Raw genomic sequence first — 16,914 nt, forward strand, 5'->3', positions numbered from 1 at the left:
TGTAACAAAACTTTAATACAAATTAGTTCGCTATGTTATGAACTAAGTGTATATTTGGTAAAAAGTTAGTCATGGCCATTGCAAAAGTAAAACTAAAACTTATTGAAGAGATAGGTCTTCGTTTGGAGACAAAACTACGTATTGCCCCTTTGGCAGCTCGTATATATGCATTATTGACCTTGTCCTCTTTTGAAGGGTTGACATTTGAAGAGATTCGCGAAATCATTGGTTCCAGTAAAAGTTCCACCTCGGTAAACCTGAATGTGCTTACCCAGTTGAAACATATTGAATATTACACAAAATCCGGCGATAGAAAGCGCTATTTTAGAGCTTCTAAATATTTTCAATTAACAAATCTAGAAGCGTATCACGAGTCTTTGGAAAATGAGATTAAGTTGGTTGAAAAGATCAACTCTTATAATAAGATTCATTTTCCAGAAAAATTTGTAAATGAAAAATCACTGGGGGATATCGCAAAGGACTACCTCCTTAAAACTCAAGATTTAGTAGCGCTTACAGTTGAAAAGATTAAAGCGCATCAAATTTCTGAAGAATAATTTAGAGTTTCCATTCATTCCATTTTATCCTAAAACTAAACTTTAACAATAGTTTATACTTATTTAGTTCGTAATGATATGAACTAATCGTATATTCGTTGTTAACCATTATTTATCACTATGAAAACTTTAAAATAGCGTTGCTTGCAATATTTGCAACAGCAACAATAAATGCACAAAGTCTCGTTGAGACTCAAGTGCCAAAGAATTTTACTGAAGGTCTTTTAAAAGTCTATCCCAATGCTGAAGATATAGAATGGGAAAGAAGCAATGATAATTACAAAGTAGAATTTAAAGTAGGAGATCTAGATCGCACAGTCCATTTTAATAAGACCGGCAATAGGGTGAGAGTTGAGGCAGAGATGGTAAAAACTGAATTGCCTGCAGCCCTTGTTGAGGCAATTAAAAAAGATTATTCAGATTTTATTTTGGAATCCGTTTATTCTATTACTAAAAACAACATCACCACTTATAAGGTCATGCTTCAAAAAAGAGATTGGGTTGAAGAAATTATGTTGAGATACAGCGTTTCCGGTGAGGTTTTAGGTGTAGATAAATATTGAATTTTTGTATGATCTAAAAAAGGTATGGTTGTTGAAAAGAATCCTTCATTCAAAAACATAGAAATAAAAACTAAAAAAAATAACATGAAATTTAAAATTGCCACACTAGCACTAATCGCTTTTACGATGATGAGTTGTAATTCTGTAAAAAAAACAAACACTGGAGCTTCCTCGAGCCCGAATTCCGGAAGCGTAGGTGAGGCTGGGTCAAAGTCCATTGAAGACACCAAATGGATTATTACCACCTTGGAAGGTCAGGATATGTCAGAAAGAGAAAAAAATGGTCAAATAATTCACTTCACGTTGCATTCTAAAGATAATAGGGTTAGCGGTTTTTCAGGTTGCAATTCCTTTATGGGGACTTACAAATTGGAAAAAGACAATCTGATCTCATTTTCTCAAATGGCGTCAACGCGTATGGCTTGCCCGGATACCAAAATCAATGAATCGCAGATTTTAAGCATTTTTGAGACTGCAGATAATTTTACGATTTCAAACGGGAAGTTAGCGTTAAACAAAGTTAAGAGAGCACCTCTAGCAGAATTTAAAAAAGGAGTTATGGATAAGGAACCAATTGTTGAAAAATATTGGAAGTTGAAAACCTTACAAGGAAAGGACGTTAAAATGGCGGACAACCAAGAACGTGAGATATTTTTCACTTTAAAATCTCAAGGTAACCGAGTTACAGGATTTGCTGGATGTAATACCATCAATGGTGAATATACTCTTGAAGAAGGCAACCGCATTCGGTTTAAGGGTATGCTGACTACTTTAAAGGCGTGTCCTAATGTGGCAATCAATGAGTCTGAGTTTTTAAAAGTCTTTGAGCTTGCAGATAATTATACTATCGTGGATGACGTATTGAGTTTAAATGTGGGCAGAAGAGCGCCATTGGCCGTATTTGAAGCCGTTTATTTTTAACTACCGTCTTTTAATAGACTTGAGTTTATAAAAAAATAATTTAGAGTAAAGTATTTATTAATCAATTTAAAACTTGAAAAATGAACACCACCTTAAAACAATTAAAAGATATCACTTCGGAAAATTGCGTTACAGTAATTATGAATTCCCACAGAACGAAACCGGACTATCTTAAAGATGAATTGACGCTTAAAAACCTGATCAAAGAAGTTGAGACAAGACTCCTTGCAGATACGACCAAACGCGATGCAACACTATTAATAGATAAATTACGGACACTGGCAAAAGGTATAGACCATAGTCATAATTTAGACAGTTTATTTCTTTTTGTAAATCACGATATTGCGGAGTTTACCAGATTGCCAATAAAGGTTGTTGATCGTGTTGTCATAGATAATACCTTTGCCACAAGGGACTTGGTAAGATCGATGCACGCAGAATCCCATTATTATATTTTGGTTTTAAGTCAAGACAAAGCACGATTAATTGAGGCATTGAATGATCAAGTGGTCAAAGAATTTAAATCGCCTTTTCCTATTGAGAACCAAGAATTTTTTACTAGAAATAAAGCAGAAGCCGCTACGGCATCGCGACAAACAAATTTGATAGGTGAGTTTTTTAATCGGGTGGATAAAGAAGTCAATGTCATTAGAAAACAGAATCCACTACCGGTTTTAATTACTACTGTTGAAGAGAATTTCGCGGAATATTTAAAAATGGCAGATGAGCAGCAGACAATTTTCGATACGTTTTTAAACAAGAACCGAATGGAAGAGAAAGATCATGCCATTGTTTCTGAAGCTTACAAGATTATTGAAGCACACAACACTAAAAGAAATACTGATAGAAAATCAGAATTGTTAAAAGCAGTCTCCGAGAATAAATTTTTAAGTGACACTAATGAGATTTGGAGAGCTCTTTCTGAAGGTAAAATTCAAACTCTTTTCATAGAGCAAGGGTTGTTTCAGCCTGCAATACTCGAAAATGATGAGGTTGTTTATGTTTCAGAAGACCATAGAACCGATAAGGATGTTATAGATGACATTTATGATGAAATGATTGAGTTAAATATGAATTATGGCGGTGACGTTGTATTCCTTCCTAAAGGAGAGTTAGCCAAGTTTAATGGTTTTGGTGCAGTAACACGCTATTAAAATTAATTGAAAATTAAAAATAGGCATTAGTTGAAAAATTAGTAATTTAACTAATGCCTATAATTATTTAAAGAGCTATTTAGTAATTCTACTAATTGTCAAACTAAAAATATTATCATCATGGGTGCTAAAAAAAACTTAATTGTAATTACTGGAGGTGCCGGAGGCATAGGGCAAGCATGTGCTCAAGCTTTTAGGAATCAACCCATAATTATAACAGATTATTCTCAAGATCAAGTAAACAAAACTGTTGAAAGCTTATCTAATGAAGGTTTTGATGTATCGGGGATTGCTTGTGATATCACGGATAAAAATGACATTGAAAATCTTATTAAATTTGTCTCTGAAAAAGGAGCGCTTAAAGCTATGATTCACACTGCAGGGGTGAGTGGAACGGTTAAAGACCTGAAAAAAGTCTTTACCATTGATTTGGTTGCAACAGAGCTATTGATTGATGCTTTTTATAAACTTGCCGAAAAAGGATCTGTGGCGGTATTGCTCTCTTCTATGATGGCGCACACCGTTCCTGCAAATCCAGAATATGATAAAGCACTTGCAAATCCGCAAGCAGGAGATTCGTTTGACATTGTAAGCAAGTTTGTTAACGGTTCTTCGGATAAGATGTATGATTTTGCAAAACGCGGTGTTCATTTGCTAAGTCATAAAAACGCCACCAAATGGGGAGAAAAAGGGGCAAGAATTGTTACTGTCTCGCCTGGGGTTATTGAAACCCCTATGGCATTAAAAGCTGCCGCCGAACACCCTGAGAGAATGGAGATGATCAAACAGGCAACACCTTTAAAACGAAATGGCCAACCGGAAGATGTGGCTGGCGTCGTTCAGTTTTTAACAACAGATGCGGCCAGTTTTATTACAGGAACTGATATTTTGGTAGATGGCGGCGTGATCAAGGTTATTGCAAAAATGTAATCAATTTTGTGTAAAACAGTGTCATTATCATAATGCAAAAACGCAAAACCATATGGACCATTGGACATTCCACCAGAACTTCTGAGGAGTTTTTGGACTTGCTAAAAAATGATCAGATCGCTCAACTTATTGATGTAAGGCGCTTTCCAGGCTCACGGAAATTTCCCCAATTCAATACTCAGAATTTAGAGGATACATTGTCGGCAAACGGAATTGAATATTTACACCTAGAGGCATTGGGAGGCAGACGCAAGGCTTTAGAGAATTCTAAAAATACGGTTTGGAATCACCCGTCCTTTAGAGGTTACGCTGATTATATGGAAACCTCTGAATTTGATGACGTTTTTAAGATATTGGAAACTTTAGCATCTGAAGATAGATGTGCTATCATGTGTTCTGAAGCGGTTTGGTGGCGCTGCCATCGCTCAATGATTGCAGATCGGCTCAAAGCAAATGGTTGGCAGGTCATCCATATTCTAGGACAAAAGCAACACCAGGAACATCCGTTTACCAGACCTGCGAAATTAGAAAACGGACAACTGACCTATCATTAAAATGTAAATGTAAAAATCACACATGATTAAGGATAAAAACACAGAACACCATATTCAAAAGAGTAACATTCTAGTCACCGGTGCTTCCGGTACTGTTGGTTTTGAAGTTTTAAAGCAACTTCTTGAAAAGGAAAATTATAATGTTTTTGTTTTTGATAAAAAAACGAAACTTTCCGAAGAAAAGTTAGAACCGTTGGCACATCAAATGGTTCTTTTATATGGTGATATTTCAAATCCTAAAGATTTGGAGTCCCTAAAAAATATCGATGCCGTCATCCATTTGGCGGCCATTATTCCACCGCTTGCGGATGAACACCCAGAATTGGCCCAAAAAGTCAATACAGAGGGCACTCAAAATCTAATCCACCAATTAGAAAAACACTCGCCCAATGCATTTTTCATGTACAGTTCCAGCATTTCTGTTTATGGCGACCGTATTGAGAATCCCTATATAGAAGTTGGCGATGCCTTGATCCCGAGTGAAGGAGATGCCTATGCCAAAACTAAAATTTTAGCAGAAAGAAGTTTGAAAGAAAGTAAACTCGACTGGACAATTTTTAGGTTGGCTGCGATTATGGGCAATCATAAAATATCAAAATTAATGTTTCATCAGCCTCTTAATACGGCTTTAGAAATTGCGACTCCCAGAGATACGGCGAGAGCTTTTGTGAACGGGATTGAAAAACAATTGGAACTTTCAAAACGGATTTTTAATTTAGGTGGCGGTGAAAGTTGCAGAATAAGTTATGAGCATTTTCTAGAGCGGTCGTTCGCAATCTTCGGATTAGGAAAATTGAGCTTTCCAGAGCACAGTTTCGCAGATAAAAATTTCCATTGTGGGTTTTATGCTGATGGTGATGCTCTTGAAGAAATCGTCCATTTTAGACAAGATTCTTTGGAGGATTATTTTAAAATGGAAGCAGAGAAAGTGTCAGTTGTAAAGAAAGCCGCGGCCTCCATATTTAAGGTGCCCATTAAATGGTATCTCTTAAAACAATCAGAACCATATCACGTCTATAAAGAAAACGACCAAAAGGCAATGGCACATTACTTTAATTAAACACAGAAGATAACATTATGAAGACCTTATTTTTATATATAGCTCTAATAACTGGGTTCTTTGCCAATGATAACCCGAAATTGACCATCAATATTACCAATATCGAATCCATTAAGGGCAAAGTGGTTATTGGTGTTTATAGTTCTGGCAAGAATTTTTTGAAAGATGGAGCTGAAGTAAAAAACTATACCTTTAAGGTAGATGGCAAGTCAAAGCAGATTGTAATTACGGATCTGCCAAAGGGTGATTACGCCATTTCAATGTATCACGACGAAAATTCGGATGATGAGTGCAACCTTAATTTCCTTGGAATCCCTAAGGAAGGCTACGGATTTTCTAACAATATCAAACCGAAGTTTTCAGCGCCAACTTATGAGGATTGTAAATTTTCATTGGTAAAAGACGAATTCTTAACTATAAAACTTATCAATTAGAAAATAGTTGTCAAATCATTTTACTATATTTAATACGAACCAACTTAAATAAATAAAAATATGGAAGCAACATTTTTAAAATCAATCAAAAGCGCATTAAAATATTGGTATATTCCGTTATTGGTGGGCATCTTTTTTGTTATTGTAAGTATCGTGTCGTTCACATCCCCAGGAGCTTCATTGTTAACCTTATCTTTTCTTTTTGCAATTTCATTTGTATTTGGTGGGCTTTCAGAAGCTGTTTTTTCGATTGTCAATAGACACCAATTGGAAAATTGGGGTTGGTCTTTGGCGTTTGGAACCATCACATTTCTAGTAGGAATTTCACTTATGATTCATCCAGCATTATCCATTAGTGTGATGGCGTTTTATATAGGTTTCATTATCCTATTCCGATCCGTATCTTCAATTGGTTTTGCTATGGATATGAAAAGATATGGTGAAAAGAATTGGGGCTTATTATTGGTATTAGGAATTTTAGGAACTATCTTTTCTTTTATATTGATTTGGAATCCGCTGTTTGCAGGTATGAGCATCGTAGTCTTGATTGCGTTGAGCTTTTTTTTCGCAGGTCTTTACAGCATTCTTCTTGCGTTTCAATTAAGAAAACTTCACAAATCATCTAAAAAAATATCGCCAGAATTAAGAAAGCGATATGAAGAATTATCGAGAGATATTGATAGAGAATGGGGCGCTTAATATTTAATTAAACTGAAAATAAATAATTCACCTGGTGTATCCAGAGTTGTTTTTAATGGTGAAATGATGCCGTAATTCAATATGGAGCGTCAAGAATAGAGATGGCTTTTTTAGTCAATTAAATTCAATGCGCCATGGTGAACGATGGATTTTTAACCTTGAACGCTCATACAACATTTAAAAACTTATTATGAACATAAGAAACGCAACCTTAGAAGATTTAACAATTATTCATGAAATTGAAACCTTAAGTTTTGCAGATGACAGTTATCCGCCATTTGTTTTAAGACAGTTGTTCGATATTTCCCATGAGTATTTTCTGGTTGCGGAAGATGATGACAAAAAAATCATGGGTTATGTCATTGGGAACATCAATAAAAACAATGGTCGCGCTTGGTTGCTGTCTTTGGGCGTTCATCCTGATGCCCGAGGTAAAAAGATGGGAAGATTACTCACTGAAAAGTTAATTGAACTGCTGGAGAACGACTTGAGTACAGAAATTTGCCTAACAGTCCATCCCGATAATGCTTCAGCAAAAAAAATATATGAAGATCTTGGCTTTAAATCTGTGAATACTTATGATAATTATTATAATGATCTTGAAGCTCGGTTGTTGATGAAAAAGCAATTGATCACCTTAAGATTTAATGCTTAAAAGCAGCACAAATGAAACAGAGTATAGTCATTATTATCATACTGATCTTATTTTTTAGCTGTAAGGACAGTGAGAAAACAAATGGCATTGAGCAGACGGCCACCAACAATGCGCAGTTGTATTTTAATGGAGCTATCATCACCATGGCTTCTGATGAGGTAGCGTATGCGGAGGCACTTGTTGAGGAAAATGGCAGGATTGTTTTTGTTGGAAGTCAGAAAGATGCCGAATCAGAATATGAAAATGCTAGCAAAATAAATCTCAATGGAAACACTTTGCTACCTGGTTTTATTGATCCGCATAGCCATTTTGGGATGGTTTCCAATACCATGGCGCAGGTTGACCTTAATCCAGAACCGGTAGGAACGGTGGTCAATATTGACGATATCCTGAACAAATTACAAGCCTTTAAAGAAAATCACAATATAGCTGATGGCGAATGGATTTTTGGTTGGGGTTACGACGACGGAGAATTGGCTGAAAAGCGCCATCCAACCAAAAGAGACATCGATAAGGTGTTGCCAAGCAATCCGGTGTATTTGCAACATACCAGTGGGCATATGGGGGTGGCAAATACAATGGCACTTGAGAAGTTAAATGTCAATGCCGAAAGTAAGAATCCAGAAGGCGGAAACATAGAACGTTTTCCAAACACTAAAGAACCAACAGGTTTAGTGCAAGAAACTGCCATGTATCCGTTTGTGGGAAATATGTTGGAAATACTGGCGAAAGATCAATCCAAATATTTTGATACCACACAAGAATATTATGCATCTCATGGCATTACTACAGCTCAGGATGGAATGACTGATAGAAACACCATTCGCTTCTTTCAATCGCAAGCCGATGCAGGAAAATTGAATATTGATCTCATTTCCCTGGCAGGGTACGCAGAATTGGATAGCAATATTAAAGACAGTACTCTTCAATTTAAAAACTACAACAACGGATTTAAAGTACAAGGCACAAAAATTGTTGCCGATGGTTCGCCTCAAGGTAAGACCGCTTTCTTTACTAAGCCTTTTTTGACTGAGGTGCCTGGTTGTTCTAACGATTGTAGGGGTTTGCCAAGTTTATCTCAAGAAACCATCAATACATTATTTCTTACAGCATATAAAAATGACAATCAATTATTTATTCATTGTAACGGTGATGCCACAGTGGATATGATCATTGAAGCACATGAAAATGCCTGTAAACAATTAGGTCAACCTTTGGATAAAGATAGAAGAACCATTATCATTCATGCGCAATTCTCACGGCCTGACCAATTGGAGATGTTTGTGAAATACAAGATGGAACCTTCATTTTTTACCAACCATGCGTTCTTTTGGGGCGATGTTCACGTAGAAAATTTGGGTAAGGAAAGAGCACATTTTTTAAGTCCGATGGTTTTTGCACATCAATTGGGATTAAAACCCACCAACCATTCGGATGCTACTGTTACGCCAATCAATCCACTTTTTACAATTTGGTCTGCGGTAAATCGTGTATCACGTTCAGGAGCTGTGATTGGCGAAGATGAGAGAACAACGCCTTATTTGGCAATTCAAGCCATTACCAGCAACGCCGCCTATGAATATTTTGAAGAGGACTTGAAAGGTTCCTTATCTAAAGGTAAGCTTTCGGATTTCGTGATTTTAGACAAAAATCCGCTAAAAGTAGAACCCATGGAAATCAAAAATATTCAAGTCTTAGAAACGATAAAAGAAGGAAAGACTATTTATAAACGGAAATGAGACGGAGCGTTACGTTGAATCAGCTTTTTGAAAAGTAGATGAATCTTCGTATTCATCTAGCAATTTTTTCCTTAAAATCACCATCACATCATATAAACACACCTAATAGGTTTTAAGACCTACCAGGCCGGCAAATCACACGCGCAAAAAATTAATTATCATGGACATAGCAATCGTAGGAGGTGGAATTTCAGGTTTAGTCTCAGCTTTTGAGCTCAGCGAAGATCCCTCTCTAAACATTACCCTTATCGAATCAAGTGACACTTGTGGCGGAAAAATGAAAGGCTACTTCAATCCCGACAAACAACGTTTTGAAGAACATTCCATTAGGGCATTGAGCTCCACTTATTTTGCGCTTTTTGATGTGTTTTATCGGGCAGGCATTTTGGATACCTTGACTGCGGTGGATAATTATATGTTCTATGAAAGCAAATCGGGTAAAAAAGTAGCGGTGGACCGTACGGACAACTTGACCTTGGAAACGTTCAAGGCTCTTGTAAAAACCTTTGATTTATCGCTAACGGACATGATGGGATTAGCCAAAAAAATCCTGCATCATGTGAATGCTTCCAATGAGGAGCGTGGGAAAATGGCTTTCCAGAAAGCAGGAGAGGTTATTGAAATTGATGATTTTGATGCCCATACCCAACAATTCATCATCAACTGGTTCGGGATCTTGACGGGCGCACGTATGGAAAGTAAGGCCGTGGACATCATGGACAGTTTTTTGCTCATGTTCATGCCCATGAGCGAGAGTCCGCATTTGCCAGCAGGAAAACATTCAAAGTCCTATTGTTTTAACCGGCCAACCTCGGAAGTGGTGGCGCTGCTGGTGGAAAAACTTAAGCAACGGGGCGTTAAATTTATTTTTGATACGCGCTTGACCAATGTGACGAGGGATGACAGTGCAGATAAAATTGTATTAAAAATGGCGTCTGATACGTTAGATAAACCATCTTATGATGCCTGTATCATGGCCGTACCGCATGAAGTGATGTGGAACGTGGGGTTGATGCCCCAGGTCAAGAAGACTTTCAACGATGAATGGTCTTTTGGCACACAGTTCGCCATGGACCATTTGCCCGAAGCCTTAACCGATTTTGCCGGAAAATCCTATAATTTAAGTTTTGATGCGCCGTGGAATATCGTGTTTCAGATCCAGCATCAAGACGGATTTTGGAAAGAGGTCGAGTTTCCCACATCTCATCCCTATAATCTGTCGGCTACCTGTAGTTCCCCTTTTAATAAAGGATTACTTTATGGCAAGCGTTTTATGGAATGTACGCCTACAGAAGCAAAACACGAAATTTTGTACCAATTGGGAATTACGTCGGAGGCAGAACGGGAAGGATTGGTTGCCCATGCCGCGATTGATCCGGTCTATTTAAAATACACCGAAGACTGGGAACCTTACGCCTTACTGGAAACAACCTCTTTGGGCATATTGCAGGATAACGGAAAACGTTGGGTTGATTTGGCGCAGATCTACGTGCGTTCTGCAGAGGATGAGGAAATCCAGGTAAAAACAGCAATGGACGGAGTATTTCTGGCGGGCGAGGTCGTAAGTGTGCCGGGGAAATGGAAAATCCCGACCATGGAACAAGCCGCCATGTCTGGCAAACAAGCGGCCAAGGCAGTGTTTGGATTTGGAGCTATGGACAGAACGGTGACCATGGAATTTGCCACCCTTGAAAGTACAAAAGGATTTAAACTGATGGAAGGTATTTTGGCTGGACTGACAGGATTGGCCAAAATAATTCCGACTAGTAAAAGTAAGAACGATTAGAACAAAAAGCCATGAGCAAGGAACAAAATAAAGAAATCGTATTGGCCGAACACCCCAAGGGCGTGCCTACAAAAGAAACGTTTAAAATCAACGACATTGACCTGCCCAGCCCCAAAGATGGGGAATTGCTGCTCAAAACCATTTATGTGTCGGTTGATCCGGGCAAGCGCGGTTTTATGGATAAAGGTGAGGACAATGCTGCGGGTAAAAAGTTTCAATTGGATGAAGCCATTACAAGCCGTTCGGATGCCCAGGTTTTAGAAAGCAAATCTGACGCTTTTAAAAAAGATGATATCGTGCACGGCCGTTTGGCGTGGAAAAAATTTCAGGCCGTACCGACAGACGGGCTGGAAAAGGTGGATCCGGAACTGGCACCCCTCCAAACCTCTGTAAGTGTATTGGGCGTGACAGGCCTGGCCGCTTATTTTGGATTACTGAAAATCGGAAAGCCCAAAAAAGGGGAAACGGTGGTGGTCTCGGGAGCTGCCGGTTCTGTAGGAAGTACCGTCGCCCAAATTGCCAAGATCAAAGGGTGCAGGGTTGTCGGCATTGCAGGTTCAAAAGCAAAGATTGATTATCTGGAAAATGAACTGGGCATCGACAAAGGTATCAACTATAAAAAAACAGTGAATATGGAAAGTGCCATCAAAGAGGCTTGTCCTGATGGGGTGGATGTGTTTTTTGATAATGTGGGAGGCGATCTTTTTGATGCGGTGTTTGCGAATAGCAACCGCAAATCGCGGATGGTTATTTGTGGACAGATAGCAGAATATAATGATGATGACCAGCCAGAAGGACCGAGGCCGCAGCACCTGCTCATTAAAAAATCGGCAAAAATTGAAGGTTTTGTGGTATTCGATTTTGAAGATGAATTTGACGAGGCGAAAAAACAGTTGGCAGATTGGTACAACAGCGGCAAATTGAAATACAAGGAAAATCTGGTGGAAGGTTTTGAGAACATTCCCTCAGCATTCATCGGTTTGTTTTCTGGTGAAAATATCGGAAAACAAATGGTGAAAGTTTCAGAGGAAGAATAAATAAGGAGTCGCAGTGGTATAAAGGAGGAGACCTTTTAAAAGTCATTTCAGCCTGCCTTGGAACATCCGATCTCGCATGTAGCGTTTTGGCTCTAAAAGCGAAGCGGTCTTGAATCCCAGTTCTTTTCCCAGCAACACCCGAATAAAACTAGAAGCCTACAACAATGGCCTAAAATAAAATATCATTAATAAACACTTATATGGATACATCAAAATTTTTTGACTTAAAAGGAAAAACCGCAATCGTCACTGGCGGGGCAAACGGCATCGGGAAAGCGAGTTGTGAGATACTGGCTGCTTTTGGCGCCAACGTTGTGGTTTCCGATTACAATTTGGAGGACGCCAAAAAAACGTCCAAAGAAATCAATGGCAACGGCGGAAAAAGCATTGCTATCGATTGTGACGTAACCAAAGACGAAGCTCTGGTTAATTTAGTGGACAAAACCATGGCGGAATTTGGAAGCATCGAAATTTTGGTAAACAATGTTGGTGGAGGCGGTGCAGGTAAGGAAAGCCCGTATGATATTGACGTGGAGCAGTTTAAAAAAGTGTTCGAAATGAACGTTTTCAGTATGTGGCGATTGTGCCAATTGGTGGCGCCCCACATGGAAAAGGCGGGCTACGGCAGTATCATAAACATGTCATCCATGGCATCCATTAACAAGAGTCCGGCCATTAGTGCTTATGCCTCTTCCAAAGCTGCCATCAACCACATGACGCGTAATTTGGCATTCGATTATGGTCCGGCAAATATCCGAATCAACGCCATTGGCCCTGGAGCCACAAAAACACATGCCCTTAGTACGGTGTTGACCCCCGAGCTGGAAAAGGCAATGTTAAAGCATACCCCCATCAAAAGATTGGGAGAAGCGGAGGATATTGCAGGCGCCGTCCTTTATTTTGCAGCACCTATCTCCAGCTGGACCAGTGGACAGGTGATTTTTGTCAATGGTGGCGGTGAACAGACCTTGGACATGTAAAGCAACATATCACATAAAAGCTTAAGTTTAAAATGTATTGATGTTACGGGCGCAGTCGAAATGCTTTCAATAGGAGCGGCTCAATCTTCGACTGCGCTTATTATTTGAAACTTGATGCTTCAAAACAATGGAAAAAGCACTGCAGAATAAATGGGTTTTATTAATCACCCTAGCCATAACCTGGGGAAGCGTTTTTATATTGATCAAAAAATCATTGCTGGTTTTTGATCCCTACGAAATTGGTGCGGTGCGTATGGTCATTTCAGGAATTGTTTTGGTGAAATTTGCCTTGCCAGCATTGCGAAAGATGTCAAAAAGCACCTTGCTCTGGGTGGCTGTTGCCGGATTTTTCGGGAATTTTTTTCCCACCTTTTTGTTTCCAATGGCCCAAACCCATGTGAGCAGCGCCATGGCGGGAATTTTAAATGTTTTGGTACCTATCTTTGTCTTGCTGTTTGGGTTTTTGTTCTTTGGGATCAAAAGTAGGACCATTCAAGTGGTTGGTGCCGTGTTTGGGTTTTTGGGCGCTGCCATGTTAGTTTATTTTTCGGGAACCACTAATGAAGGCACCCAATTTTGGTATGCCTTACTCATTGTTTTGGCTACCGCTTGCTTTGGACTTTCCGCCTTAATCGTTAAATATAAATTGGACCATGTTCCCTCACTTCAATTATCCAGCAGCGCCATCACGCTGTGGATGGTCCCTTCTTTTATCGCCTTATTGTTTACAAACTTTTTTAAGGGTTTTGAATCCAATTCAGAAACCTGGGAGGCCATGGGCTATTTGATAATATTGGCCATTTGGAGTACTGCCATCTGTGGCGTTTTGTATTATAAACTTATTCAGAGGGCGTCTCCCATTTTTGCCAGCACAGTGACCTACCTGTCGCCTGCGGTTGCTGTGTTCTGGGGACTGGTGGATGGTGAAAAATTCACGATCTGGTATCTTGTAGGAGGCGTGCTGATTTTAATTAGTATCTATTTAATTAGGGAGCAAAATAAAAAACCGCAACCTTTGCCCAATTAAGCAAAAATTTAGAATGAGATTGCTTTAATTTGTAGATAAAATGTTCCAATTATTTAAAAACAAATGGTTTCTCCTTGCGATTATCGCGTTGACTTGGGGAAGCTCCTTTATATTAGTTAAGAAATCTTTGGTCGCATTCTCGCCCTATGAGATTGGTGCCATTCGTGTTGCAGTCTCTGGATTGATTTTGGCAGGAATTGGCATTCCTGCTATTATTAAAATGCCGGGTAAAACTTTATTTTGGGTAGTTGTTGCCGGATTTTTTGGAAACTTTCTACCGATGTTCCTATTTCCTATTGCACAACAGGAAGTGAGCAGCTCTTTAGCGGGCATATTAGATTCATTGGTGCCTATGTTTGTATTGGCCTTTGGATTTATGTTTTTCGGAATTAAAAGCAGGTGGTCTCAAGTTGTTGGCGCCATTATTGGATTTATTGGAGCAGCAAGCCTTATTTATTTTTCCGAAGCCAATACTGAAGGTTCCCAATTTTGGTATGCCATGTTGGTCGTGTTGGCCGGAGCGTCTTACGGGATTAATGCGTTGTTGATCAAAGAGAAAATTCCCAACCTGTCATCCCTAAAGCTTACCGCTGCAGTGTTTACATTTTGGGCCATTCCTTCTGTGGTCATCTTGTATTTTACGGGGTTGTTCCAAAATTTTGAGATGACGCCGGAAAGAACTGAAGCCATCGGGTATCTTGGTTTTCTGACAATTTTCGGTACCGCTATTGCAATGTCCCTGTATTATAAACTCATTCAAAACACTTCCTCTATTTTTGCAAGTTCTGTAAGCTATTTATTGCCTATCGTTGCCGTAATTTGGGGTATTTTGGATGGTGAGACATTCACCTTTTGGTATGTTATTGGAGGCGTATTGATTTTAATAGGTATCTATTTAATTCGCGAGAAGAAGAAAAATCCGCAACTGGTGCCACGCAACTAGACGTTTATGAAGGGGTTGGTTATTGTATAATCCATTTGTGAATTTAGCACAAGCGAAAACTTGTCTTATTCTTAAGGTTTTTTTATGCCTGAATATTTGTAAATGCTTTCAAAATTCATTATATTCTTCACTTCGGAAAAATAACGCCAAAACTTCGGTTTTGCTCCATCATTTAACGGAGGTTCGCGTTATTTCTTTTGCGGCAATATCGCAGTTTTTCCATTCCATAGAATTATTAATTGTTTGAAAAAGCACCGATGAATTTCGATGTTTTTACAAATATAAAACCGTATGAATATATATGAACAAAAAACGAAACATGAATAAGAAACGCGTTGGGATCATTGGCGCAGGACCAAGTGGATTAGCGCAATTGAGAGCTTTTGAAGCAGCTAAAAGTGCTGGATTGGAAGTGCCAGAAGTAGTATGCTTTGAGAAACAAAGTAATTGGGGTGGCATGTGGAACTATTCCTGGCGTACGGGCGTAGGCAAGTATGGCGAACCAATACATGGCAGCATGTATAAATACTTATGGTCCAATGGTCCAAAAGAATGCTTAGAGTTTTCAGATTATTCATTTGACGAACATTTCAAAAAGCCAATCTCATCCTATCCTCCAAGACCAGTATTGTTTGATTACATTCAAGGAAGAATCAAAAAGAATAAAGTTCGTGACTATATCCGATTTGACACAACGGCACGCTGGGTCAACTACAACGAAGACACTGAAAAATTCGAAGTGGTTTTTGACGATTTAAAAATTGATAAAACTTACACTGAAGAATTTGATTATCTGGTTGTGGCATCTGGACATTTTTCAACGCCAAATATGCCCTATTTTAAAGGCATAGAACAGTTTCCTGGTCAAGTAATGCATGCCCATGATTTTAGAGGTGCTGATCCTTATAGAGATCAAGATATTCTAATTATTGGAAGTAGTTATTCTGCCGAAGATATTGGTGTGCAATGTCACAAACACGGTGCGAAATCAGTCACATTGAGTTATAGGAGTAATCCTATTGGTGTTAATTGGCCAGAAGGCATCAAGGAAGTGCCTTTATTGACCCATTTTGAAGGAGATATTGCCCATTTTAAAGATGGCACAAAGGAATGCTATGATGCAGTAATTATGTGTACAGGGTATCAGCATAAATTCCCTTTTTTACCGGATGAGTTGCGCTTAAAGACTAAAAACAACCTTTATCCAGATCATTTGTACAAAGGCATTTTCTATAACAATCTTCCACAGCTGATCTTTTTAGGGATGCAAGACCAATATTATACCTTCAATATGTTTGATGCACAGGCGTGGGTGGCGAGAGATTATATGATGGACAAGTTGGCAATGCCGTCAAAAAGAGAACGTCGTGTGGATATTGACCGATGGTTAGAGGCCAATGATAAATTGGAAAGCAGCTTTGATCATGTCGATTTTCAGAGTGCTTATATTCAAGATTTGCTGGACCTCTCTGATTATCCAGATTTTAACGTAGCTGATGTAGGAAAAATGTTTAAGGAATGGCTTAAGGATAAGGATGAAAACATTTTAACCTATCGTGACAAAACTTTTCAAAGTGTAGTTACAGGAACTATGGCAGAGACGCACCATACTGAATGGATGGATGAATTGGACGATAGCAAGGAGCGGTATTTATTTCAGGATGAAAGCGAAGAGGCTTTAGAGGAAACTGTTGAAAAGCAGCCCATATAAGCACTTTGATTATTTTGAGCTAGAAATATGTCAAAACCTTGGGTTGAATACCTTGCGTGCTCTTCCTGAAAATGTTAATTTAGACCTCACAGATGCCAAACCGAACGCTTCGGATCTGTGAGGTTTTTTTTGGTTTTGAATGAAATTATGATGAAGAAATATAT

Annotated in this window: 17 protein-coding genes; all 17 read left to right on the forward strand. The window is 38.8% G+C overall.

Annotated elements, in window-relative coordinates; all coding sequences use genetic code 11:
• Positions 1–71 precede the first annotated feature (71 nt).
• The 17 genes from G525_RS0111935 to G525_RS0112015 all read left to right on the forward strand — a co-directional run bounded on the left by G525_RS0111935 (position 72) and on the right by G525_RS0112015 (position 16,750).
• On the forward strand, positions 72–557 hold the full coding sequence (locus tag G525_RS0111935; protein ID WP_027126383.1) for a GbsR/MarR family transcriptional regulator: 486 nt from the start codon (positions 72–74) through the stop codon (positions 555–557).
• Between the two features lie 98 nt (positions 558–655).
• Positions 656–1,120, forward strand: a complete 465-nt coding sequence (locus G525_RS0111940; RefSeq protein ID WP_027126384.1) for a PepSY-like domain-containing protein — start codon at positions 656–658, stop codon at positions 1,118–1,120.
• A gap of 84 nt (positions 1,121–1,204) precedes the next feature.
• On the forward strand, positions 1,205–2,041 hold the full coding sequence (locus tag G525_RS0111945; RefSeq protein ID WP_027126385.1) for an META domain-containing protein: 837 nt from the start codon (positions 1,205–1,207) through the stop codon (positions 2,039–2,041).
• 80 nt (positions 2,042–2,121) lie between these two features.
• Entirely contained in the window at positions 2,122–3,195 is a 1,074-nt protein-coding gene (locus tag G525_RS0111950; protein WP_245577789.1) for an AOC03_06830 family ribosome hibernation factor, read from the forward strand.
• Between the two features lie 120 nt (positions 3,196–3,315).
• Complete coding sequence (locus tag G525_RS0111955) at positions 3,316–4,125, forward strand: SDR family oxidoreductase (protein ID WP_027126387.1); 810 nt, start codon at positions 3,316–3,318, stop codon at positions 4,123–4,125.
• A gap of 32 nt (positions 4,126–4,157) precedes the next feature.
• Positions 4,158–4,679, forward strand: coding sequence for a DUF488 domain-containing protein (locus G525_RS0111960; protein ID WP_027126388.1), 522 nt, complete (start codon positions 4,158–4,160; stop codon positions 4,677–4,679).
• Positions 4,680–4,701: 22 nt separating this feature from the next.
• Positions 4,702–5,739, forward strand: a complete 1,038-nt coding sequence (locus G525_RS0111965) for an NAD-dependent epimerase/dehydratase family protein (protein ID WP_051209907.1) — start codon at positions 4,702–4,704, stop codon at positions 5,737–5,739.
• Positions 5,740–5,756: 17 nt separating this feature from the next.
• Positions 5,757–6,173, forward strand: a complete 417-nt coding sequence (locus tag G525_RS0111970; protein ID WP_051209908.1) for a DUF2141 domain-containing protein — start codon at positions 5,757–5,759, stop codon at positions 6,171–6,173.
• A gap of 60 nt (positions 6,174–6,233) precedes the next feature.
• Positions 6,234–6,872, forward strand: coding sequence for an HdeD family acid-resistance protein (locus G525_RS0111975; protein ID WP_027126391.1), 639 nt, complete (start codon positions 6,234–6,236; stop codon positions 6,870–6,872).
• Positions 6,873–7,062: 190 nt separating this feature from the next.
• The gene (locus G525_RS0111980) at positions 7,063–7,527 is read left to right on the forward strand and encodes a GNAT family N-acetyltransferase (protein ID WP_027126392.1); all 465 of its coding nucleotides are present in this window, start codon (positions 7,063–7,065) and stop codon (positions 7,525–7,527) included.
• 11 nt (positions 7,528–7,538) lie between these two features.
• On the forward strand, positions 7,539–9,266 hold the full coding sequence (locus G525_RS0111985) for an amidohydrolase (protein WP_027126393.1): 1,728 nt from the start codon (positions 7,539–7,541) through the stop codon (positions 9,264–9,266).
• Positions 9,267–9,423: 157 nt separating this feature from the next.
• Positions 9,424–11,052 (forward strand): FAD-dependent oxidoreductase, encoded by a 1,629-nt coding sequence (locus G525_RS0111990; RefSeq protein WP_281170397.1) that lies wholly within the window; start codon positions 9,424–9,426, stop codon positions 11,050–11,052.
• A gap of 11 nt (positions 11,053–11,063) precedes the next feature.
• Complete coding sequence (locus tag G525_RS0111995) at positions 11,064–12,089, forward strand: NADP-dependent oxidoreductase (RefSeq protein ID WP_027126395.1); 1,026 nt, start codon at positions 11,064–11,066, stop codon at positions 12,087–12,089.
• 200 nt (positions 12,090–12,289) lie between these two features.
• Positions 12,290–13,069, forward strand: coding sequence for a glucose 1-dehydrogenase (locus tag G525_RS0112000; RefSeq protein WP_027126396.1), 780 nt, complete (start codon positions 12,290–12,292; stop codon positions 13,067–13,069).
• A 127-nt stretch (positions 13,070–13,196) separates the two neighbouring features.
• A complete protein-coding gene (locus G525_RS0112005; protein ID WP_027126397.1) occupies positions 13,197–14,096 on the forward strand; it encodes a DMT family transporter in 900 nt (299 codons plus the stop codon).
• A 40-nt stretch (positions 14,097–14,136) separates the two neighbouring features.
• Entirely contained in the window at positions 14,137–15,039 is a 903-nt protein-coding gene (locus tag G525_RS0112010; RefSeq protein ID WP_027126398.1) for a DMT family transporter, read from the forward strand.
• A 319-nt stretch (positions 15,040–15,358) separates the two neighbouring features.
• Complete coding sequence (locus tag G525_RS0112015; RefSeq protein ID WP_027126399.1) at positions 15,359–16,750, forward strand: NAD(P)-binding domain-containing protein; 1,392 nt, start codon at positions 15,359–15,361, stop codon at positions 16,748–16,750.
• Positions 16,751–16,914 lie beyond the last annotated feature (164 nt).

Origin of the sequence: Gelidibacter mesophilus DSM 14095, assembly GCF_000423005.1 — a bacterium.
Lineage (GTDB): Bacteria > Bacteroidota > Bacteroidia > Flavobacteriales > Flavobacteriaceae > Gelidibacter > Gelidibacter mesophilus.